20 protein-coding genes and 1 tRNA gene are annotated in these 19,138 nt (G+C 68.8%); 11 read left to right on the top strand and 10 right to left on the bottom strand.

Translation table 11 applies throughout. The features are described from left to right. Nucleotides 1–105: 105 nt before the first annotated feature. Genes ABD287_RS06900 through ABD287_RS06890 form a run of 3 tightly spaced genes read right to left on the bottom strand, consistent with a single transcriptional unit; the run spans nt 106 to nt 2,642 of the window. Nucleotides 106–822 carry a CDP-alcohol phosphatidyltransferase family protein gene (locus ABD287_RS06900; protein ID WP_344170023.1) on the bottom strand — a complete coding sequence of 239 codons (717 nt, stop codon included), beginning with the start codon at nt 820–822 and terminating at the stop codon, nt 106–108. Beyond that, nucleotides 803–1,864: an iron-containing alcohol dehydrogenase family protein gene (locus ABD287_RS06895; RefSeq protein WP_344170020.1), complete on the bottom strand. Its 1,062-nt coding sequence runs from the start codon at nt 1,862–1,864 to the stop codon at nt 803–805. The genes ABD287_RS06900 and ABD287_RS06895 overlap by 20 nt, the downstream gene beginning before the upstream one ends. A gap of 46 nt (nt 1,865–1,910) precedes the next feature. Next, entirely contained in the window at nt 1,911–2,642 is a 732-nt protein-coding gene (locus ABD287_RS06890; protein WP_344170018.1) for a phosphocholine cytidylyltransferase family protein, read from the bottom strand. 185 nt (nt 2,643–2,827) lie between these two features. On the opposite strand from ABD287_RS06890, the gene ABD287_RS06885 reads away from it, so the two are divergent. Then, nucleotides 2,828–3,217 (top strand): CBS domain-containing protein, encoded by a 390-nt coding sequence (locus ABD287_RS06885; protein ID WP_344170015.1) that lies wholly within the window; start codon nt 2,828–2,830, stop codon nt 3,215–3,217. A gap of 178 nt (nt 3,218–3,395) precedes the next feature. After that, nucleotides 3,396–4,544, top strand: a complete 1,149-nt coding sequence (locus tag ABD287_RS06880) for a hypothetical protein (RefSeq protein ID WP_344170013.1) — start codon at nt 3,396–3,398, stop codon at nt 4,542–4,544. On the opposite strand, the gene ABD287_RS06875 is transcribed toward ABD287_RS06880, so the two are convergent. From ABD287_RS06875 to ABD287_RS06865, 3 genes are read right to left on the bottom strand one after another with little or no spacing between them, the layout of a single operon-like run. After that, nucleotides 4,443–5,693: a sulfate adenylyltransferase subunit 1 gene (locus ABD287_RS06875; protein WP_344170944.1), complete on the bottom strand. Its 1,251-nt coding sequence runs from the start codon at nt 5,691–5,693 to the stop codon at nt 4,443–4,445. The genes ABD287_RS06880 and ABD287_RS06875 overlap by 102 nt on opposite strands. Nucleotides 5,694–5,695: 2 nt before the next feature. Then, nucleotides 5,696–6,613 (bottom strand): sulfate adenylyltransferase subunit CysD, encoded by a 918-nt coding sequence (gene cysD / locus ABD287_RS06870; protein ID WP_344170011.1) that lies wholly within the window; start codon nt 6,611–6,613, stop codon nt 5,696–5,698. Further along, a complete protein-coding gene (locus ABD287_RS06865; RefSeq protein ID WP_344170009.1) occupies nt 6,610–7,464 on the bottom strand; it encodes a 3'(2'),5'-bisphosphate nucleotidase CysQ in 855 nt (284 codons plus the stop codon). The genes cysD and ABD287_RS06865 overlap by 4 nt, the downstream gene beginning before the upstream one ends. 167 nt (nt 7,465–7,631) lie before the next feature. Between ABD287_RS06865 and ABD287_RS06860 the strand changes: the two genes are divergently transcribed. The 4 genes from ABD287_RS06860 (at nt 7,632) to ABD287_RS06845 (ending at nt 11,743) form a co-directional block, all read left to right on the top strand. Further along, nucleotides 7,632–8,084 (top strand): Fur family transcriptional regulator, encoded by a 453-nt coding sequence (locus ABD287_RS06860; RefSeq protein ID WP_344170006.1) that lies wholly within the window; start codon nt 7,632–7,634, stop codon nt 8,082–8,084. Nucleotides 8,085–8,100: 16 nt separating this feature from the next. Continuing rightward, nucleotides 8,101–9,570 (top strand): catalase, encoded by a 1,470-nt coding sequence (locus tag ABD287_RS06855; RefSeq protein WP_344170003.1) that lies wholly within the window; start codon nt 8,101–8,103, stop codon nt 9,568–9,570. Between the two features lie 84 nt (nt 9,571–9,654). Then, a complete protein-coding gene (locus tag ABD287_RS06850) occupies nt 9,655–10,755 on the top strand; it encodes an aminotransferase-like domain-containing protein (RefSeq protein ID WP_344170000.1) in 1,101 nt (366 codons plus the stop codon). A 4-nt stretch (nt 10,756–10,759) separates the two neighbouring features. Then, nucleotides 10,760–11,743, top strand: coding sequence for a magnesium and cobalt transport protein CorA (locus ABD287_RS06845; protein WP_344169997.1), 984 nt, complete (start codon nt 10,760–10,762; stop codon nt 11,741–11,743). A gap of 94 nt (nt 11,744–11,837) precedes the next feature. Here the strand turns inward: ABD287_RS06845 and ABD287_RS06840 are convergent, their stop codons facing one another. After that, on the bottom strand, nt 11,838–12,590 hold the full coding sequence (locus ABD287_RS06840) for a hypothetical protein (protein WP_344169994.1): 753 nt from the start codon (nt 12,588–12,590) through the stop codon (nt 11,838–11,840). A 117-nt stretch (nt 12,591–12,707) separates the two neighbouring features. Between ABD287_RS06840 and ABD287_RS06835 the strand changes: the two genes are divergently transcribed. The 4 genes from ABD287_RS06835 (at nt 12,708) to ABD287_RS06820 (ending at nt 15,702) form a co-directional block, all read left to right on the top strand. Further along, complete coding sequence (locus ABD287_RS06835) at nt 12,708–13,232, top strand: peptidylprolyl isomerase (RefSeq protein ID WP_344169991.1); 525 nt, start codon at nt 12,708–12,710, stop codon at nt 13,230–13,232. A gap of 116 nt (nt 13,233–13,348) precedes the next feature. Further along, complete coding sequence (locus ABD287_RS06830; protein ID WP_344169988.1) at nt 13,349–14,275, top strand: rhomboid family intramembrane serine protease; 927 nt, start codon at nt 13,349–13,351, stop codon at nt 14,273–14,275. Between the two features lie 100 nt (nt 14,276–14,375). After that, a complete protein-coding gene (locus tag ABD287_RS06825; RefSeq protein WP_344169985.1) occupies nt 14,376–14,924 on the top strand; it encodes a hypothetical protein in 549 nt (182 codons plus the stop codon). A gap of 79 nt (nt 14,925–15,003) precedes the next feature. Next, nucleotides 15,004–15,702: a glycosyltransferase family 2 protein gene (locus ABD287_RS06820; RefSeq protein ID WP_344169982.1), complete on the top strand. Its 699-nt coding sequence runs from the start codon at nt 15,004–15,006 to the stop codon at nt 15,700–15,702. Between the two features lie 66 nt (nt 15,703–15,768). On the opposite strand, the gene ABD287_RS06815 is transcribed toward ABD287_RS06820, so the two are convergent. Continuing rightward, nucleotides 15,769–16,740: an NAD(P)H-quinone oxidoreductase gene (locus ABD287_RS06815; protein ID WP_344169979.1), complete on the bottom strand. Its 972-nt coding sequence runs from the start codon at nt 16,738–16,740 to the stop codon at nt 15,769–15,771. Between the two features lie 85 nt (nt 16,741–16,825). Here ABD287_RS06815 and ABD287_RS06810 point away from each other — a divergent pair. Further along, nucleotides 16,826–16,915 (top strand) — tRNA-Ser (locus ABD287_RS06810). Nucleotides 16,916–17,059: 144 nt separating this feature from the next. Here the strand turns inward: ABD287_RS06810 and ABD287_RS06805 are convergent. Beyond that, nucleotides 17,060–18,454, bottom strand: coding sequence for a tyrosine-type recombinase/integrase (locus ABD287_RS06805; protein ID WP_344169976.1), 1,395 nt, complete (start codon nt 18,452–18,454; stop codon nt 17,060–17,062). After that, a complete protein-coding gene (locus tag ABD287_RS06800; protein WP_344169973.1) occupies nt 18,451–18,666 on the bottom strand; it encodes a helix-turn-helix transcriptional regulator in 216 nt (71 codons plus the stop codon). The genes ABD287_RS06805 and ABD287_RS06800 overlap by 4 nt, the downstream gene beginning before the upstream one ends. Nucleotides 18,667–19,138: the final 472 nt, after the last annotated feature.

Raw genomic sequence — 19,138 nt, 5'->3', positions numbered from 1 at the left:
TAAACCGGGGATGGCGGGGTGGCGCCGGCTCTGACGCTGGGAGGGGCAACACTGGGCCCCCTCGCCAAACGCATAGACAGAAGCTAATGGGTGACCCTCGTCACGTCAACTTTTCGCAGGTCGGGGCCGGGCCAGGTGGCCGATGCTCGCCAGGAGGAAGCCACCATTCACGGCGGTGAACGCGACAACGAGCCAGACGGTGAGCGCGGGCGCCACCACTAACGTCAGGCCGGCCACGAAGATCACCGCCCCGTAGTCGCGAACCAGCTTGACGACCCGCACCGGCAGCGACGCCGAGGTGAGCATGCTGACCGCGTTCGGCCCGGATGCCAGCACCGAGGTGACCAGGTTGACCATCCAGCAACCGGCGAACGCGGCCACCAACCAGGCCGGCGTCTGCGGCCGATGGGCTGCCGCCACCGCCGCCAGCGCGGTGACCAGACCGATCTGGGCGGCGACGTCGCAGAGGATGTCCAGCCGGGCGCCGTCAGGGCTGGCCTTGCCAGTTACCCGGGCGAGCTGACCGTCGGCGCAGTCGAACGCGTACGCCAGCTGCCAACCCGTCAACGCCGCCAGGCCCACCGGCCAGGCGGCGGCGGAGCCGTCGGCCACCGCGTCGGCGCTGGTCACGACCAGGGCCGACGTCGCGAGCCCGAGGACGAGGTTGAGGAGCGTCAACGCTCGTGGCGTCAGCCTCAGCCGGGCGCCGACCAGCGCGATGGCGGCGCCCAGCCGTTGGCTGAGCGCCTCGCTGAACAGACCACCGCCCCGGTTGACGGCGTAGAAGTCGGCGAACCGGGGGTCAGAGCTTGGCGAGGGCACCGACGTAGTCTGCCAGGCGCTCGCGCGCCTGCTCGCGGTCCAGCGCCAGGTGTTCGAGGATGGTATAGCGGTCCGGCCGGGTGCTCGGGGCCAGCATCAGCACGTCCAGGAACTGTTCCCCGGTCAGGCCGATGTCAGCGGGCAGCCGGGGCAGGCCGTGCCGCTCCAGACAGCCGGCGAGCTGGGCGAAGCGCCCGTGCTCCTCGCGTAGGAACGTGCAGAACAGCGCCCCCAGCCCGACCTGCGCTCCGTGCGAGGCGCTGCCTGGGAACAACTCGTCGACGGCGTGGGAGATCTCGTGGCACCCCCCGGACGCCGGCCGGGACGACCCGCAGACCGCCATCGACAGCCCACCCATGATCAACGCTTCGGCGAGGGTGGTGAGGAAGTCGTCGTCGTTGATCGTGCCCGGGTGGTTGATGAGCGCCTCGGCGCCGGTGCGGGCCAGCGTCACCGCCAGGCCGTCGATCGGTTCGCCGCGTACCCGGTGCGCCAGCTCCCAGTCGGAGACGGCGTTGATGTTGCTCACCGCGTCGCCGATGCCTGCCAGGGTCTGCCGGTCGGGCCCGTCCTCGACGAAGTCGAGATCAACCACGACGGCGATCGGGATGTGCACCCCGTAGGAGCCCTTGCGCCCATGATGCTCCAACGACGCCACCGGCGAGGCGATGCCGTCATTGGCCAGGCTGGTGGCCACCGAGACCATCGGGATGCCGTACCGGGCCGCGGCGTACTTGGCGGTGTCGATGGTCCGGCCGCCGCCGATGCCGACGACGGCGTCGTAGTTGCGCTGGCGGAGCAGGTCGCCCAACTCGTTTGCCGACTCCAGGCTGCCGCCGGCGATGTGGAAGACGTCGGCCGCGCCCAGGCCAGGACGGCACAGCTCGGCGATCTTCTCGCCCTGGCCAGGTCCGACGACGATCGCGACATCGCCGCCGGCGGAGATGCGGCGGTCGGCCAGCAGCGCGCCCAGCTCGGCGATCGCGCCCCGTCGCACCTCGATCGCCAGCGGCGTGTTGACGGTGCGGGCTAGGAGAGGCACGGCGTTCCCAGGGCTCCTGGCCTGCCGACGGCCGGCTGTGGCGCGGCTAGTAGTGGCACGCGATCTCCCGGGCGCGAGCGAGATCGTCGTGGTTGTCGACCTCGACCCAGCTCACGTCGCCGATCGGCGCAGCGCGGACCTCGCCGCCGCGGTTGGCGAACTCCTGGTAGCCGTCCTCATAGTACAGGTTCGGGTCGCGCTCCCAGGTGGACCGCAGCGCGTCGGCCAGTTCCCCGGCGACGCGCGGCTCGATGAGAGTGGCGCCGATGTACTCGCCGTACGCGTCGGCCGGGTCCATCAGCTTGGTGATCCGCGTAAGCTGCCCGTCGTCGTCGAAGACCGTCTTCATCTCCTCGTCGGCCAGCTTCTTGACCGTGTCCACGGCGAGCAGAATGCCCGGACCGCGGTTGTCGAGCAGGGTGCGTTCCACGCTCACCGGGTGGACGGTGTCCCCGTTGACCAGCAGGGCGCCACGCGCGAAGTGCTCGCGGGCGAGCCAGAGCGAGTAGGCGTTGTTCCACTCCTCGGCTTTGTCGTTGTGCACGAGCGTGAGCGTGACGCCGTACGCGGACTCAAGCTCGGCAAGTCGCGACGCGACCGCGTCGGCGCGGTAGCCGACCACCACGACGACCTCGGTGAGGCCGACAGCCGCCAGGTTGCGCAGCGCGATGTCGAGGATCGTGGTGTCCCCGTCGACCGGGACGAGCGCCTTCGGCAGAGTGTCGGTGTACGGACGCAGGCGGCGTCCGGCGCCAGCGGCGAGCACGAGCCCGATCATGTGCTTCCTTCCGAGGGGGACAGAGCCTGGCGATCGTAACGCGGGGCCGCGGCGCCAGCCGTGACGACCTGTGTCGGGGTGCGGAGGAAACGCCCGTTCAGGCTCGCCCGAAATTGGCAAGTCTTGAAGAGTTGCCCACTTCTCAGTCACGATATCCGTACCGTGCGTGACAAGGAGTGGTGCTGATGCAGGTACGTGATGCAATGGATTCCCAGGTGCTGGTCGTCGGACCGGAGCACACGATCCGACAGACGGCCAAGGCCATGGCGGCCCGCAAGGTCGGCTCGGCGATCGTCGTCGATCCGGACTCCGCCGGCGTCGGCATCATCACCGAACGTGACGTCCTCAAGGCGATCGGCAACGGCCTGGACCCCGACACCGCACGCACCGGCGACCACCTGACGTGGGAGGTCGTCTACGCGGGCCCTGACTGGACCCTGCACGAAGCGGCCGCGGCGATGGTGCGGGGCGGGTTCCGCCACCTGGTCGTCATGCAGGACGACGACGTGCTCGGCGTCATCTCGGTCCGGGACATTCTCCGGGTCTGGACGGCCAAGAAGGTCGGCGCCGCCTAACCACGCCGACCAGGAGATCCCTCCCGAGGCTGTCGGAAAGCCGACTTTTGCGTTGCCCGGAGCGCGAACGGGTCGTTAATGTCCCCGCGCGTCCGGGCGACCGCCCTGCGACGCTTTCGGCGATTTGCGGGCGGGGTTTCTTGTGACGCGCATCTTCCCACGGTGGGTTTCGGCGACTGTGGCGCTCCTGACCGTAGCCGGGACGGTCAACCTGACAAGGGTCCCCTCGGCCGGTGCCGCGCCGGGCGACGAAACCACCCGCACCGCTCTCGGCGACCTGTCGGACCGGGCGGCCAGAACGCCGCAACGCAGCAGCGGCGCGCCCGACTATCTCTACGCCGTCAGGCCCACCGCGATGGCCCACGACGTGCCGGGCAGCGAGATCACCTTCACGGCTGCCGAGGACGCGGCATCGTATCTGTGGACCGAGGGCCTGGAGATCTCCGCGGTCGACCAACTCGGTCTCGGCGACAACATCGGCAACACGGCCCGGATCCGCTGCGACGGCCCTGGCCTGATCGACACCGGGGTGCGGGGCTCGTACTGGGCAACGAACATGGTGCCGCCGACGGAGACCGCGCTGACGCCCGTCCTGCGGTGGCTGTTCATCGCCCCCCAGGACGGCGACTACACGTGCCGCATCTCGATGGCCAGCTACTCGACCATCATCAAGGACGGCCGTGAGGTATCGATGAGGTTGGCCGCGGGGGCGCGGCTGACGCGGGCGGTCTACGCCAACGCCGCACGCTGGGGCCTCTATGGCGGCGCCAATGAGCTGGTCAAGGCAGGGCAGACGAAGGTGACGTTGAGATCCACCTTCCTGCCGACCGTGGCGGCTGCCGACCAGATCGTCGTCGTCCAGGACGCGGCGCTGACCACCTGCAAAGCCAACTCGTCGATCAAGGGGTGCGCCGGCGGCGTCTCCCGTAACCCGGGAACCACGGTCCGCAGCTGGATCGAGGCCCAGCCCAAACACGCCGACGGCTCCGACTGCGGCAGGTCGTGGCGGGGGGAGCAACGCCAACAGACGTTCAGCAGCGCCAAACATCATGCGCACAGCACCAGTCTGATCCGGTTCGCCGAGTCGAAGCTCGCCGGCTGCGCCGGGGTGCGCCTGTCGCTGAGCCTCCAGCACGTCTCTGGCAACCCGTTCGTGCTGCACCGAACCTTCTTCGAAGGCATCGTCGGCTCCCACGGGGTGGCATTGGAGATGACGCCGGAACAGCTACGTGTTCATGATCATGCCGGCGGCGACGGTGCGATTGCTGGCCTCATTGATGAGAATGAATCCACCGGTCGTGCGGTTGCGCCGGTACTCGTCGGCTAGCAGCGGTTGGGTAGCGCGGAGCTGGATGCGACCGATGTCGTTGAGTTCGAGTTGGGTCGCGGTTTCGTGGCGGTGGAGGGTGTTGATGTCGAGTCGGTAGTTGATGTTTTTGATGACGGCTCGGGTCGTGCGGGTGGTGTGTTTGATGGCGTATCGCCCGCCGGGCGCGAGGGGGTGGCGTTCGTCCATCCAACAGATCATGGCGTCGATGTTCTGGGTGGTGTGTGGGGTGTTGTGAGGCCGGCTGATGAGGTCGCCGCGGGCGATGTCGATGTCGTCGGCCAGTCGGATGGTCACTGACATCGGCGGGTATGCCTCCGCGACCGGACCGTCGTAGGTGTCGATGCCGGTGATCCGGGTGCTCAACCCCGCTGGAAGGATCATGACTTCGTCGCCGGGTTTGAAGATCCCGGAGGCGACTTGTCCGGCGTATCCGCGGTAGTCGGCCACGGTGGTGGATTGGGGCCGGATGACGTGCTGGACTGGGAAGCGGGCGTCGACCAGGTTCCGATCTGAGGCGATGTGGACATGTTCCAGGTGGTGCAGCAGCGAAGGGCCCTGGTGCCATGGCATCGCCGCTGACCGGGTCGCCACATTGTCGCCCCGTAGCGCTGAGATAGGGATGCTGGTCAGGTCGGGCACGTCGAGCTTGGCGGCGAAGGCGGCGAACTCGTTGGCGATGTTCTCGTAGACGGCCTGGTCGTAGTTGACCAGGTCCATCTTGTTGACGCACAGCACCAGGTGCGGCACGCGAAGCAACGAGCACAGGAACGCGTGCCGGCGGGACTGTTCCACCAGGCCCTTACGGGCGTCGACGAGGATCAGCGCGAGATCGGCGGTGGAGGCGCCGGTGACCATGTTGCGGGTGTACTGGAGGTGTCCGGGGGTGTCGGCGATGATGAACTTGCGCCTGGGGGTGGCGAAGTACCGGTAGGCGACATCGATGGTGATGCCCTGCTCCCGCTCGGCGCGGAGCCCGTCGGTGACCAGGGCCAGGTCGGTGTAGTCGTCGCCGCGGGCCGCCGACACCGCCTCCACGGCCGCCAGCTGGTCGGCGAACAGCGACTTCGTGTCGTACAGCAGCCGGCCGATCAACGTTGACTTGCCGTCATCGACTGACCCGGCCGTGGCGAACCTGAGCAGGTCCATCATCAGAAGTAGCCTTCTTTCTTGCGATCCTCCATGGCGGCCTCCGACACCCGGTCGTCGCCTCGGGTGGCGCCACGTTCGGTGATCCGGGTAGCGGCGATCTCGGCGATCACCTTGTCGACCGTGTCGGCGTCTGAGAGCACCGCCGCGGTCATCGAGGCGTCCCCGACGGTGCGGTACCGCACCCTGCGTTCGACGGGCCGCTCGTTGGCCCGCGCGGTCCAGAACTCGTTGACCGCGTACCACATGCCCTCACGCTCCACGACCTCTCGGTCATGGGCGTAGTAGATCGAGGGCAGCTCCAGGCGCTCGCGGGCGATGTAGTGCCAGACGTCCAGCTCGGTCCAGTTCGACAGCGGGAACACCCGGATCGATTCCCCGACCCCGATCCTGGCGTTGTACAACGACCACAACTCAGGACGTTGGTTCCGGGGATCCCACTGCCCGAACTCATCCCGGAACGAGAACACCCGTTCCTTGGCCCGCGCCTTCTCCTCGTCCCGGCGCGCGCCCCCGAACAACGCGTCGAACCGGTGCTTGTCCACCGCGTCCAGCAGGACCGGGGTCTGGATCCGGTTGCGCGTCCCGTCCGGCGGCTCGACTACCGACCCGACAGCCAACGCCTCCGGAACCGAAGCCACGATCAACTGCAACCCCAGCTCGCCCACCCGACGATCCCGAAACGCCAACACCTCCGGGAAGTTGTGGCCGGTGTCAACATGCAACACCGGGAACGGCACCCGCCCCGGCGAGAACGCCTTCTGCGCCAAGCGCAGCATCACGATCGAGTCCTTGCCGCCGGAGAACAACAGCACCGGCCGCTCGAACTCCGCCACCACCTCCCGGAAGATGAAGACCGCCTCAGACTCCAGAACGTCCAGATGCGACACCCGATAGGAGGCGACTGCGCTGTCGGTCATGCCATGGCCTTTCCGGACGTTTCGGCGGCGATGAACGTGGCGAGCGCCGCCAGGAGCGTGGCGGAGTGCTCCCGGCGGCACACGAGCAGGTCGGGCAGCCGTGGGTCAGCCTGGTTGTAACGGAGCGGGCTGCCGTCAACGCGGGAGGTGTGCAGCCCTGCGGCGCGGGCGACGGCGACCGGCGCGGCGGAGTCCCATTCGTACTGGCCGCCGGTGTGCACGTACGCGTCGACCTCGCCGGTGACCACGGCGCAGACCTTCGCGCCGGCGGATCCCATCGGCACGGGAACGCCGCCGACCGCGGCGAGCAGGCCGGGGACGAACGCCGGCGGCCGGGTCCGGCTGACGGCCAGGCGCAGCGGCCCGCTGGTCGGCGCGGGGACGACCTCGGCGACGCCCAGCAGCCGCTCCTGCGCCGGTAGCGCGACCGCTCCGGCGATCAGCTCTCCGCCGGCTGGCGCGCTGGCCGCCACGCCGGGCCTGGCGTGCGGCGGCTCGCCGCGGCGCCACAGGGCGACGTGGACCGCCCAGTCGACGCGTCCGGGCTCGCCGTACTCGCGGGTGCCGTCGAGCGGATCGACGATCCAGACCCGCTCGGCGCCCAGCCGGGCGGCGGCGCCGTCGGCGACGCGCGATCCAGCGTCCTCCTCGGAGAGGACGGCGTCGCCGGGCCGCCGTCGGCCCAGTTCGGCCACGAGCAGTTCGTGCGCGGCCCGGTCGCCGGTCGCCCGTAGCGCGGGCGGGTCGTCGCGTTCGTCGCTGGCGCGCAGGGCCAGCAGCAGCGCCCCGGCCCGTCCGGCCAACCACTCGGCGAGTTCCTGGTCTGACCGTCCAGCGTCGTCTCTCGGCACCCGAATCCCCCTCCCACCAGCTCAAACACGATTCATGCCTACCTGATCAGTGCTTCTAGAGGTACAACGTGGCGACGGTTCGCGCGTGTCGGCCCGGAACGGATCAAGTCAAATCCGAGCCCGAATCATTACTTGACTAAGTCCAGAAAACAGCGCATGCTGGGCGCGTGGCCAGCTCCGACGACCGAACCCTGCTACGCGGCGCCGGGCTGCGGGTGACCCAGCAACGCACCGCGGTCCTGGAAGCGCTGCGCCAACGCCCGCACTCCACCGCGGACGCGGTCGCCACCCGGGTCCGCGCCGAACTGGGCACAATCTCCCGACAGGCCGTCTACGACGTGCTGTCCGCCCTGGAGCACGCCAGTCTGGTCCGCCGGATCGAACCCGCCGGATCAGCGGCCGTCTACGAGACCCGGGTCAAGGACAACCACCACCACCTCGTCTGCCGTGACTGCGGACGCATCGTCGACGTCGCCTGCGCCATCGGCGCCGCCCCCTGCCTCGACCCCTCCGACCTGGCCGGCTTCGCCGTCGACGAGGCCGAGGTCGTCTTCTGGGGCCACTGCCCGGACTGCCAACCCCCCCAGCCGCCCAGCGCCACGAGCACACCCCCCGAGTGACCAGGAGGCATGTCGCATGACCGACCAGTCCGCGCCCTCGATCACGACCACCGACTCCGGCGCCCCCGCGCCCAGCGACGACCATTCGCTCACCCAGGGCGCCCAGGGGCCGATCCTGCTCCACGACCACTACCTCATCGAGAAGCTCGCGCAGTTCAACCGGGAACGGGTCCCCGAGCGGGTGGTGCACGCCAAGGGCGCCGGGGCCTTCGGCGAGCTGGTCATCACCGGGGACGTCAGCGCCTACACCAGGGCCGACTTCCTCCAGCCGGGACGCCGCACCGATATGCTCGCCCGGTTCTCCACTGTCGCCGGCGAGCAGGGCAGTCCCGACACCTGGCGGGACCCGCGCGGCTTCGCGCTGAAGTTCTACACCGCCGAAGGTAACTACGACCTCGTCGGCAACAACACCCCGGTCTTCTTCCTCCAGGACCCGATCAAGTTTCCCGACTTCATCCGCTCCCAGAAGCGGATGCCCGACTCGGGCCTACGCGACCACCACATGCAGTGGGACTTCTGGACCCTGCGACCGGAGTCGGCGCACCAGGTCACCTGGCTCATGGGCGACCGGGGCATCCCGGCCAGCTACCGGCACATGGACGGCTTCGGCTCGCACACCTACCTGTGGGTCAACGCCGTCGGCGAACGCTTCTTCGTCAAGTACCACTTCAAGACCAACCAGGGCATCCGGTTCCTCACCCAGGCCGAGGCGGACGAGCTGGCCGGGTCGGCCCCCGACGCGCACCGGCAGGACCTGTTCGCCGCCATCGCCCGCGGCGAGCACCCGTCCTGGTCGCTGGAGGCGCAGATCATGCCATACGCCGAGGCGGACGCGTACCGGTTCAACCCGTTCGACCTCACCAAGGTCTGGTCCCAGAAGGAATACCCACGGATCAAGATCGGCACGATGACGCTGAACCGGAACCCGGACAACTTCTTCGCCCAGATCGAGCAGGCCGCCTTCGCGCCGTCCAACTTCGTGCCCGGGGTCGAGCCGTCGCCGGACAAGATGCTGCTCGGCCGGATCTTCGCCTACGCGGACGCGCACCGGTACCGGGTCGGCGCCAACCACGCACAACTGCCGGTCAACGCGCCGAAGTGCCCGGTGCGCTCGTACTCCAAGGAGGGTGCGATGCGTTTCGAGTTCAACGCCCCCGACGTCCCGGTGTACGCGCCGAACTCGTCGGGCGGGCCGCACGCCGACGAGGCCACCCACGGCAACCCGGCAGGCTGGGACTCGGCCGGGGGGCAACTGCGGGCGCCGTACCTCAAGCGCCGTGACGACGGGGACTTCGTCCAGGCCGGAACCCTGTGCCGGGAGGTCCTCGACGACGACGCCCGGCGGCGTCTGGCCGACAACATCATCGGGCACGTCAGCGCCGGGGTGCGCGAGCCGGTGTTGGGCCGGGTCTTCGCCTACTGGCACAACGTCGACCCCGAACTTGGCAAGCGGGTCGAGGAAGGTGTCCGAGCCCGCCTCGGCTGAACGCCTTGGGCCGCTTCGCGCCGAGCGGGTGTGAGTCACCCCACCCGCCCGGCGTGGCCTACCCGGGGCACTAGGCTCAGCCGCATGACCGCGGAGCAGTTGATCTCGTTCGCCCGAGGCGCCCCGAGCCTCGACATCGTCGACGTGGCCGGCCTCCAGGCCGCCGCCGTCCGGGCCCTGGAAACCGACCCGGTGGGGGCCACCGCCTACGGAACCTCCGTCGGCTACCTCCCGTTACGCAGATGGATCGCCGACCGGCACGGCGTGCCGGCCGAGCACGTGCTCGTCACCAACGGTTCGCTTCAGGCCGACGCGTTCCTCTTCGACGCCCTGCTGAGCAGCGGCGACGCCGTCGTGGTCGAGGAACCGACCTACGACCGGACGCTCGCCGGCCTCATCGACCGCGGCTGCCAGGTGCACGCGGTGCCGCTGGCCCCGGACGGCATCGACGTGGACGCGCTACGGGCGCTGCTGGAGTCCGGCATCCGCCCTAAGCTCGCCCACATCATCCCGAACTACCAGAACCCGGCCGGCGTGACGCTGTCGGTCGACAAACGCCGGTCGCTGCTCAGCCTCGCCGCCGAGTACGGCTTCACGATCTTTGAGGACGACCCGTACGTCGACATCCGGTTCCGCGGCCAGGAACTGCCCACCCTGCTGTCGATGGCCGGCGACGCCGGCGCGACCGTCGTCCGGGCCAGCTCCTTCACCAAGACCGTCTGCCCGGGCGTGCGGGTGGGGTACCTCGTCGGGCCCGCACAGCTCCTGGCCAGCATCGCCACCACCGCCACCAACCTGTACATCTCCCCGGGCATGTTCGCCCAGGCGACAGTGCACCAGTTCTGCGTCAGCGGCGACTTCGACAAATCCGTCGCGACCGTCAGCGCCGCGCTCGCCGAACGGGCCCGCATCCTCGGCGAGGAGCTGACCGCCCAGATCCCCGGCGTCCGGTTCACCGCCCCCGACGGCGGCTACTTCCTGTGGATCGAGTTCGGGGAGGACGTCGACGCCGACCGGGTCGCCGCGGTGGCCGCCGAGCACGGCGTGGCCGTCGTCAAGGGCAGCGACTTCATCCGCGGCGGCGGCCGGCACGCGCTGCGGCTCGCGTACTCGGCGGTCACCACGGAGCGGATCCCCGAGGGCGTCCGCCGGCTTGCCGAGTCCGTCAAGGCCGTCCGCGGTTGAGGTCATGACCGGCGGCGCCGTCCAGTGCACGCTCTACGCCGACGGGCGGCCGGTGGCGGCGGACGTCGGGCCCGTCGAGGCGCTCGCCGAGGCCCACCGCCGTCCCGGGTCGTTCGTCTGGCTCAACCTGCACGAGCCGGACGACGCGCTCATCGCCGACGTGAGTGCCGCCTACAGCCTCCACGACCTGTCGAGCCGCACCCGGCTGGACCAGGTAGCGGACGAGGTGTCAGTGCTGACGCTGGGCACAGTGGCGGTCGTGGCCCCTGCCCTACGTGACGACGAGGGCGACATCGTCGCCACCGGCACGCTGACGCTCATCGTCGGGCCGGCCTTCGTGATCACGGTCGGCCGCGACGTCGCCGTGGCGCTGGACCCGGTCCGTGTCGAGCTGACCGAACGCCGACGGTTGATGGCGTTCGGCCGGTGGGGGCTGGCCTACGCCATCGCCGACCACGTCGTCGCCGGCTACCTGGATGTCCTCGAACAGCTCGCGCAGGAGATCAACACGCTGGAGGAACAGGTGTTCGCGCCAGGGGTCACCGACGGGTCCGTGCCGCACATCTATGAGCTGCAGCGGGAGCTGGTCGAGTTCCGGCGGGCCGTCGTGCCGGCGCAGCGTCCACTGTCGTTGCTGGTCGACGGGGTTACCGCGGATGTGCCGAGCAAGGTGCGCCGGTACCTGCACGGCGTCCTGGAGCACCTCACCCGCGCCCTCGACCAGATCAACTCGTACGACGATCTGCTCAACTCGATCCTGCAGGCCCGGCTGGCGCAGGTGTCAGTGGACCAGAACAATGACATGCGGAAGATCGCGTCGTGGGCGGCGATCGCCGCCACGCAGACCGTCATCGCCGGCGTCTACGGGATGAACTTCCGCCACATGCCCGAGCTGGGCTGGCACTACGGCTACCTGTTCGCGCTGAGCGTCATGATCGGCGCCGGACTGTTGCTCTACTGGCGGCTCCGCCGCTCCGGCTGGCTCTGAGCGACGCTGGCACTGAGCGACGGCGACACGCTGATGGCACGGCCGCCTCACGGGACCGCGCCATCAGCGTCGTTCGGTTTCCAGAGTCTCAGATTCAGCTTCCTGGGGTGCTGGCCCGCAGATCGCCCGGCTTGACAGCGCCATTGCTCTGAGCGCTGTGCGCGCCGGCGGTCCGGACCGTCGACGAAGCGCCACTCGAACCGCTCACTGTCGACCCGCCCCCAACCCGGGTGACGCCCGGCTGCGGCTCACCCGGACGCGAGCCCGAAGAGACACCGCTCGACGGCGGCGCCGAAACACCACCGCCCGCTCCCGCCCGGCCAGCCGAGGTCGACGTGCCGCTCACCGTCGACGCCGTCGAGCCGGACCGGCCGCCAGCCCTCACCGGCTCGTTCAGCGGGTCAGCCACGCCGCCCACGCCTACGCGATCCGGGTCGTACTCGTCCCAGTCTCGCTGCTGCTGCCGCCGCCGGACCGCCGCCGCCGCGGCGACGCCCAGCAACACGCCCGCGGACGCGAACGCCGCGATCCGCACGCCCCGTCGGGACTTGCGCCTCGCCAGCTTCGCGTTGGACTTACGTGCCTTGCGGGCGCCGTCGGCCGCCGCCGCGGCGATCGGGGCGAACATGGCCGCGGTGGACCCGAGGCCCGCCGTCGCCGCCCCACGGACCCGATCCGCCGCCGGCGACACCCGTCCCCGGGCCGCGTCGACCGCCGGCCCGACCGACGCGCCCACCCCGTTCGCGGCGAAACTCGCCGCCCGGGACAGATGCTCCAGGGTCTCACCCAGCTCAGACTTGACTAGCGCAGCGTTCGACTTGGGCGAACGTCGCCGAAGAATTCCCACCAGTGCCACCTCCTGCATACGTCTTGTTTTCCATCCTGCCCCGCCGGATACCCACGACGTGCGGTAACTGACACATGGGATGATCGTCGGGATTTCACCAACGACTGAGGAGTACCCGTGGCTGAGGCTCTTTACGCCACCCTGCACACGAACTTCGGCCCGATCCGGATCGAGCTGTTCGGCAACCACGCTCCGAAGACGGTGCGGAACTTTGTCGAGCTCGCCGAAGGCGCCAAGGAGTACACCGATCCGCGCACCAGCGCTCCGGGCAGCGGCCCCTACTACGACGGGACCATCTTTCATCGGGTGATCGCCGGATTCATGATCCAGGCCGGTGACCCGACCGGCACCGGGCGCGGCGGTCCGGGCTTCACCTTCGCCGACGAGTTCCACCCCGATCTTCGCTTCGACCAGCCGTACCTGCTGGCGATGGCGAACGCCGGACCGGGCACGAACGGCTCCCAGTTCTTCGTCACCGTGGGCCCGACCCCGCACCTGAACAACCGACACACCATCTTCGGCAAGGTCGCGGACGACGACTCGGCGAAGGTGGTGGACGCCATCGCCACCACGTCGACCGCGGCGATGGACCGGCCGCGCGAGGACGTCGTCATCGAGCGGGTGGAGATCGAGCGCGCCTGATCCGACAGGGCCGCCGGCGCAGCTGGTCGCGGGCCGGCGCCGAGAGCGTCCGTGGACGCCTCGGCGCCGGCCCGGCGTCGTTGGGGGCGTGCGCCGCGCACCGGTAAGTTGGGGGAATGACCGAGCAGCCCCCGGCCGTGCCCACCTGCTACCGCCATCCGTCGCGGGAGACGTGGGTACGTTGCACCCGGTGCGATCGGCCGATCTGCCCGGACTGTATGCGTCAGGCCGCGGTGGGTCACCAGTGCCCGGACTGCGTAGCGGAAGGTCGACGGACCCAGCGCCAGACCCGCACAGCGTTCGGGGGCACGACCGCCGGCCAGCACGGGCATGTCACCAAAGCGCTCATCGGCCTGAACGTCCTGGCCATGGTGATCTCAGCGATCTCGGCCGGCGGCGGCGGTCTGGTAGGCGGCGGCTGGGGCGGTCTGCTCGGCGGCATCACCCCGGTGATCGAGTGGGGCGGTGTCCTCGTCGGGCGGTCAGACGTGCCGATCCTGTTCCCGGACGGCGCCGTCTACGGGGGCATCGTCCAGGGAGAGTTCTACCGGCTGCTCACGAACATGTTCCTGCACTACGGCCTGCTGCACCTGGCGCTCAACATGTGGGCGTTGTGGGTGCTCGGCGGAATGTTGGAAGCCGGGCTGGGGCGGCTCCGGTTCGCGGCGCTCTACCTGCTGTCGGGGCTCGGCGGCGCGGTCGCGGTCTTTCTCACCCACGCGCCCAACGCGCCGCCGGCGGCAGGCGCCTCTGGCGCGGTGTTCGGCATGTTCGCGGCGCTCTTCATCGCGCTGCGGCGGCTTGGGCGGGACACCTCCGGGGTCGTCCCCATCATTGTGATCAATCTGGTCCTCACCCTGACGGTGCCCGGCATCGCCATCGCCGGCCATCTCGGCGGGCTGGTGACCGGCGCTGTCGTCGCGGCGGTGTTGGTATACGCGCCGCATCGCCACCGCAACGGATTCCAGTTGGCCGGCTGCGGGGCAGTGCTCATCGCGCTGACCGCGCTGACCGCTGTCGGCGCGACGTTGCTCACCGGTTAACCGTGCGGCCCGGTGGTCGTCAACCTGATTTCACCGGATCAGGGCGTGGAAGTTGCGTCACCGGCCGTTTCACTGTCAAGTTTTCTGTCGTTTACCCGACATGAACGTCTTCTCCCGCACGTTCCTCCCTGCCGCCGTCGAGAGCGGGCTCGCCCGCTCCACTGTCAGCCGGCATCTGCCGATCCTGCGCCAGTGTGTCGCCGGCGACGACGCGGTGACGCTCCTCGCCCGCTGCGTCCGCCCCGACCGGCGGCTCGGCGGCGAGTTCCTGCTCCTGCTCACCCACCGCCGACTGGTGGTCGTCCGGGAGACCTGGCCGCTGCGACGGCTGCGCCTGCACCTCAACAGCGACCTGCGGCATCTGCGCCACGTGAGCTGGACCACCGACCCGCACTACTCCCAGGTGGAGCTGGCCGCCACCGCCATTGACGGGGTGCGGGAACGCTTCTGCATCCGGGGAACGCGCGCCAAGCACGTCTGGCGGCTCGACACCCTGTTCACCGAAGCCTTCCGACCGCGCAGCGCCACGGACGCCACCCAGGCATCCCACGGCCCCGCAAACCAGCCTCCGAACGCTGAGCAGCGACCGGACCCGGCCCGCTCCGCCCGCCAGCCGCTGGCCCCCGCACCGGTCTACGCGGGGTTCTGACCGGTCGCCGCCGAACCTCCGGGACTCCGGCCGGGTAGGCTGGGCCGAATTCGCCTCCCCCCACCAGTGGAGACCCGCGGTGAAGCTCTCGATCCTTATGCCGGTGTACAACGAGGCCGAGCGCATCGGTGATGCCCTCAAGCAGGCGTTGGCCGTCGACTACCCGTGCGAGATCGAACTGGTGGTCGTCGATGACGGCAGCCGGGACGGCACCGCCGCCACGCTCGCCGCGCTCGACGACGCGCGGTTGCGGGTGATCACACACCCGCGCAACGCCGGCAAGGGCGCGGCGATCCGCACCGCCGTCGACAGCGCCACCGGCGACTACATGGTGATCCTGGACGCGGACCTCGAATACGACCCGCAGGACATCCCCAGACTGCTCGCGCCGGTGCTCGACGGGCGGGCCGAGGTCGTCTACGGCAACCGGACCTTCGGCAGCCACAGCGCGTACTCGTTCTGGTACGTCATGGGCAACCGCGCGGTGACTCTCGCCGCGAACGTGCTGTTCAACTCGTACATCGGCGACCTGGAGACCTGCTTCAAGCTGATGCCGTTGGCCCTGTACCGCTCGCTGGACGTGCGCTCGCGCGGGTTCGGCATGGAGGCCGAGGTGACGGCGAAACTGCTCCGCCAACGGATCCGGCCCTACGAGGTGCCGATCAGCTACCGCGCCCGTACCCGCGACGAAGGCAAGAAGATCACTTGGCGGGACGGCGTCGAAGCGCTCTGGATCCTCAGCCGCGAGCGCACCCGCCGCTCCTCCCCACGCCCCTGACCCGCCCCTCTGACCGGGCCCCTACACCCTGCCGGCTGTGACCTGTCAGGGTGAATCCGCACGTGTTCACGCAGGAGGACCGTGATCAACGCGGAAGGCGGGCACGGTGAGCGCGATCTTGCCGAGATGGTCGCTGGACTGCATTCGGCGGTGGGCGTCCGAGGCGTCGGGCAGTGAGAAAACGCTATCCACTGTCGGGGTGATCTGACCCGATTCGATCAGCGGCCACACCTGGTCCCGAACTGATCGGACGATCGTGGCCTTCTCCGCGACCGGACGGGACCGCAGCGTCGTTGCCGACACCGAGCCGCGCTTGGCCATCAGCGCCGCGAAATCCAACTCCGCCCGCCGCCCACCCTGTAGGCCGATCGTCACGATCCGCCCGCCAACGGCCAGCGCGGCGATGTTGCGGGGCAGGTACGACGCGCCCACGACATCGAGGATGACGTCCGCGCCGCCCAGGTCCCGCACCGTCCCCGCGAAGTCCTCCGTCCGATAGTCGATCGTGACGTCGGCGCCAAGCTCCCGGAGCCGCTTGTGCTTGGCTGTACGTGCCGTCGTGATCACCCGTGCTCCCAGCGCCCGACCAAATTGGACAGCGAACGCCCCGATCCCGCCTCCACCACCATGCACCAGTAGGGTCTCCCCCGCGCGAAGTCGACCCACATCGACCATATTGGACCACACTGTGCAGGCGACTTCAGGAAGCGTGGCCGCCTGAACGAGGTCGAGGCCACGCGGAACTGGCAGCAGTTGTCCCGCAGGTACGGCCACCAGCTCGGCGTACCCGCCGCCGGCGAGCAACGCGCACACCGGCTCTCCGGTGTCGACGCGAGTGCCCGAACACTCCAAGCCCAGATACGGCGACGCATCCGGAGGCGGCGGGTACAGTCCCTGGCGTTGCAGCAGGTCAGCACGGTTGACGGCAGTCGCCGCCACCCTCACCAGCGCCTCCCCGGGGCCAGTCCCGGGGTCAGGAACCTCGGTCCAACGAAGATTCTCCGCCCCACCGGGGCTGGTCACTGTGATCGCGCGCATTGCTCACTCTTACCGGACGCCGGGCGACTCACCCAAACGACCCCACCGCTGGCCGTCTGGCAGACTGGGTGCCGGCTCACGCCGTGGAGGGTTCGCCTAGTGGCCGATGGCGCTGGTCTTGAAAACCGGTAAGGGGGCAACCTCTTCGTGGGTTCGAATCCCACACCCTCCGCCACCCAAGCAGCGGAAACGCCCCCTGACCTGCTGAAACAGCAGTTGGGGGCGTTTCCGCTGATCGCGAGCCGTTCTCACTTGTTCCCATGGAAACCCGCTCGATCTCACGGGTTGCGGCAAATACGCGGCAAAGTTTGCCGGCCGCCTACTTCGGCTCCTCCGGCTCGTCCGGCTTCAGAGCGTTCTCGATCCGCTTGCGCGCCACCGCGTCCTGCCCGTCGATGCACGACGCGTACACCTTGAGAAGGACGTGGACGCTGTGTCCAGCCCACTGGGCCACCTGAGTGGCCGGAACTCCTGCATTCAGCCACAGCGACACCGCAGCGTGCCGCAGGTCGTATGGTCTGCGAGCGAGTGGCGTCGCTCGTTGGGCCTCGGTGAGCGCGCTCTCACGTGCCTGCCGCCAGGCACGGAGGTAGCTGCTCTTCGTCACGGATCCAGCGGTTGCCCTGCGGGCGTAGAACATGCGTGGGCTTCCGCTCCGTCGCCGCTCCTCCCGGTGGCGGCGAAGGATGGCCACAAGGTCGGGGCAGGCAGGCACCTGGCGCGTTGCTGACTTTGAACGGTGTTTCAGCTCCCGGTCCTCGCGGCCGTCCCCGCTATCGCTCCAATCCTCGCCCACCTGCTGGGTAGAGCCGCTCAGCCGCAGCCAGCCCCAACCGTCCTTCGGTAGCTCACACTCATCGTCTCGTAGATGAATTACCTCTGACGGGCGCAGGGCTGCGAAGTACATGCAGGCAAAAAATCCCTCCAGGTCCGGGTCTCGTTCCCTAACAGCCGCGAGCAGCCCTCGCGCCTGGGTCGGATTCACCACCACCTTCGGATCTACTTCCTCCTCGCTCTTCGGCGCAGTCCACTGGACGAAGTCCATCGGATGCGCGTCCAGGTAGCGCAGCTCTACCGCGTACTTGAGCACGCTGTAGAAGACGGCGCGCTTTCGTCCGACCGTGTTGGCAGCGGCTGCACTGCCGTTGATGAGCACCGTCAGCCGGTCGAGCGCTTTCCGCAACGCCGGCGGCTCGGCAAGCTCCGACATCGACATGGTGTTCGCCTCCAACCACCGGACGGCAGACGCGATGTCCAATGGTGGGGTGCCCTCATCACGGCGTGCCTTGTTGAAGGACCAGGTGTAAAGCGCCTTACGCAGGACGTCGGGCGCTGGCATTCCTCGGTGCGTGGCGATCAGCGCTGGCGTCACGGTAGTCAAAGCGTCGGCGATGCTCATGCGTTGCTTCGCCGCCGCCCGCGGCCACTTCATGTCCACAAACTCGACTGCTAGTTGGTACCAGCTGCGTGCGTTGAGTCTTCGCGCCATCGGCCCGGGCAGGCCGCTGGCCTCGTCATACGCAGTGCCTTCGCGCTGCGCCACTATCAGCTGACTGCGGAAGCTCTCCGCCATCGCCCTGGTCTTGAAGGTCCGCCCAAACTCCCGGCCGGCGACCTCCCAGCGCACTCGGAAGGTGCTGCGCGCCTTGCCGGTCCTCGGGTCCTTCCCCTTGAACTCGCGGATTGCCCAGATACGAACGTCATAGGTGCTCAAGCGGCTGCCTCCGTATGGGACTCAAGCCAGGCATCCAGGTCGCGGCGACGAACACGGAGACTCCCGTTCGGGTACTTGATCGTTCGGGGTGCCTTGCCGATCGCCTTCCAGCGAAAAAATGTCGACTTCGGCACGTCCAGCTCCGCGAGAATCTCGGCAACCGTCAGGAGCGTGTTGGGATCGTTGGGCCGACGGATCGGGCTCACAGTCATCGGACGTCCTCCTCTGGGATCCACATAGCAGCGTTGCCAGCAAGCCTGATTTGCACGGTGGTGGCCTTTCGGGACCGGATGGATTTCGATTGGTGGGCACGACGGAGAGCCGCGTGGCCGAACGCTGAATGGCCCGCTGATTGGCTCGTAGAGCCAAGATCTATGGCGGGTTGGTGGGATTGGATAGGCGGAACTGGCTCAGGGCTTCTGGGCGGGCCGTTTGATGGTTGCGGGAGGTGTTGCGTGGCGTTGTGGGAACGGGCTGAAACATCTCCGCATCTCCGCATCTCCGCAAACATGGCTGTGACCTGCGGTTTTGTGTGCGGAGATGGTGGGATCGATGATGTTCCATCTCCGCATCTCCGCAGTTTCGGGTTCAAGATCGTGCGGAGTTGCGGAGATGGAAGATCGTCACTGTTTCTATCTCCGCAAGAGTTTCCGCAGCTCAAGGGGCGGTTTGCGGAGTTGCGGA

Source organism: Pilimelia columellifera subsp. columellifera, from assembly GCF_039532605.1.
In the GTDB taxonomy this organism is placed as follows: domain Bacteria; phylum Actinomycetota; class Actinomycetes; order Mycobacteriales; family Micromonosporaceae; genus Pilimelia; species Pilimelia columellifera.
This window is presented reverse-complemented; position numbering and strand designations above follow the sequence as displayed.

What these genes read in the sequence shown, in the direction of transcription:
- ABD287_RS06845 (WP_344169997.1), top strand. Translation starts at nt 10,760, where the DNA reads ATGACCGGCGGCGCCGTCCAGTGCACGCTCTACGCCGACGGGCGGCCG.
- ABD287_RS06875 (WP_344170944.1), bottom strand. Translation starts at nt 5,693, where the DNA reads ATGGACCTGCTCAGGTTCGCCACGGCCGGGTCAGTCGATGACGGCAAG.
- ABD287_RS06885 (WP_344170015.1), top strand. Translation starts at nt 2,828, where the DNA reads ATGCAGGTACGTGATGCAATGGATTCCCAGGTGCTGGTCGTCGGACCG.
- ABD287_RS06830 (WP_344169988.1), top strand. Translation starts at nt 13,349, where the DNA reads ATGACCGAGCAGCCCCCGGCCGTGCCCACCTGCTACCGCCATCCGTCG.
- ABD287_RS06890 (WP_344170018.1), bottom strand. Translation starts at nt 2,642, where the DNA reads ATGATCGGGCTCGTGCTCGCCGCTGGCGCCGGACGCCGCCTGCGTCCG.
- ABD287_RS06815 (WP_344169979.1), bottom strand. Translation starts at nt 16,740, where the DNA reads ATGCGCGCGATCACAGTGACCAGCCCCGGTGGGGCGGAGAATCTTCGT.
- cysD (WP_344170011.1), bottom strand. Translation starts at nt 6,613, where the DNA reads ATGACCGACAGCGCAGTCGCCTCCTATCGGGTGTCGCATCTGGACGTT.
- ABD287_RS06850 (WP_344170000.1), top strand. Translation starts at nt 9,655, where the DNA reads ATGACCGCGGAGCAGTTGATCTCGTTCGCCCGAGGCGCCCCGAGCCTC.
- ABD287_RS06825 (WP_344169985.1), top strand. Translation starts at nt 14,376, where the DNA reads ATGAACGTCTTCTCCCGCACGTTCCTCCCTGCCGCCGTCGAGAGCGGG.
- ABD287_RS06855 (WP_344170003.1), top strand. Translation starts at nt 8,101, where the DNA reads ATGACCGACCAGTCCGCGCCCTCGATCACGACCACCGACTCCGGCGCC.
- ABD287_RS06800 (WP_344169973.1), bottom strand. Translation starts at nt 18,666, where the DNA reads ATGACTGTGAGCCCGATCCGTCGGCCCAACGATCCCAACACGCTCCTG.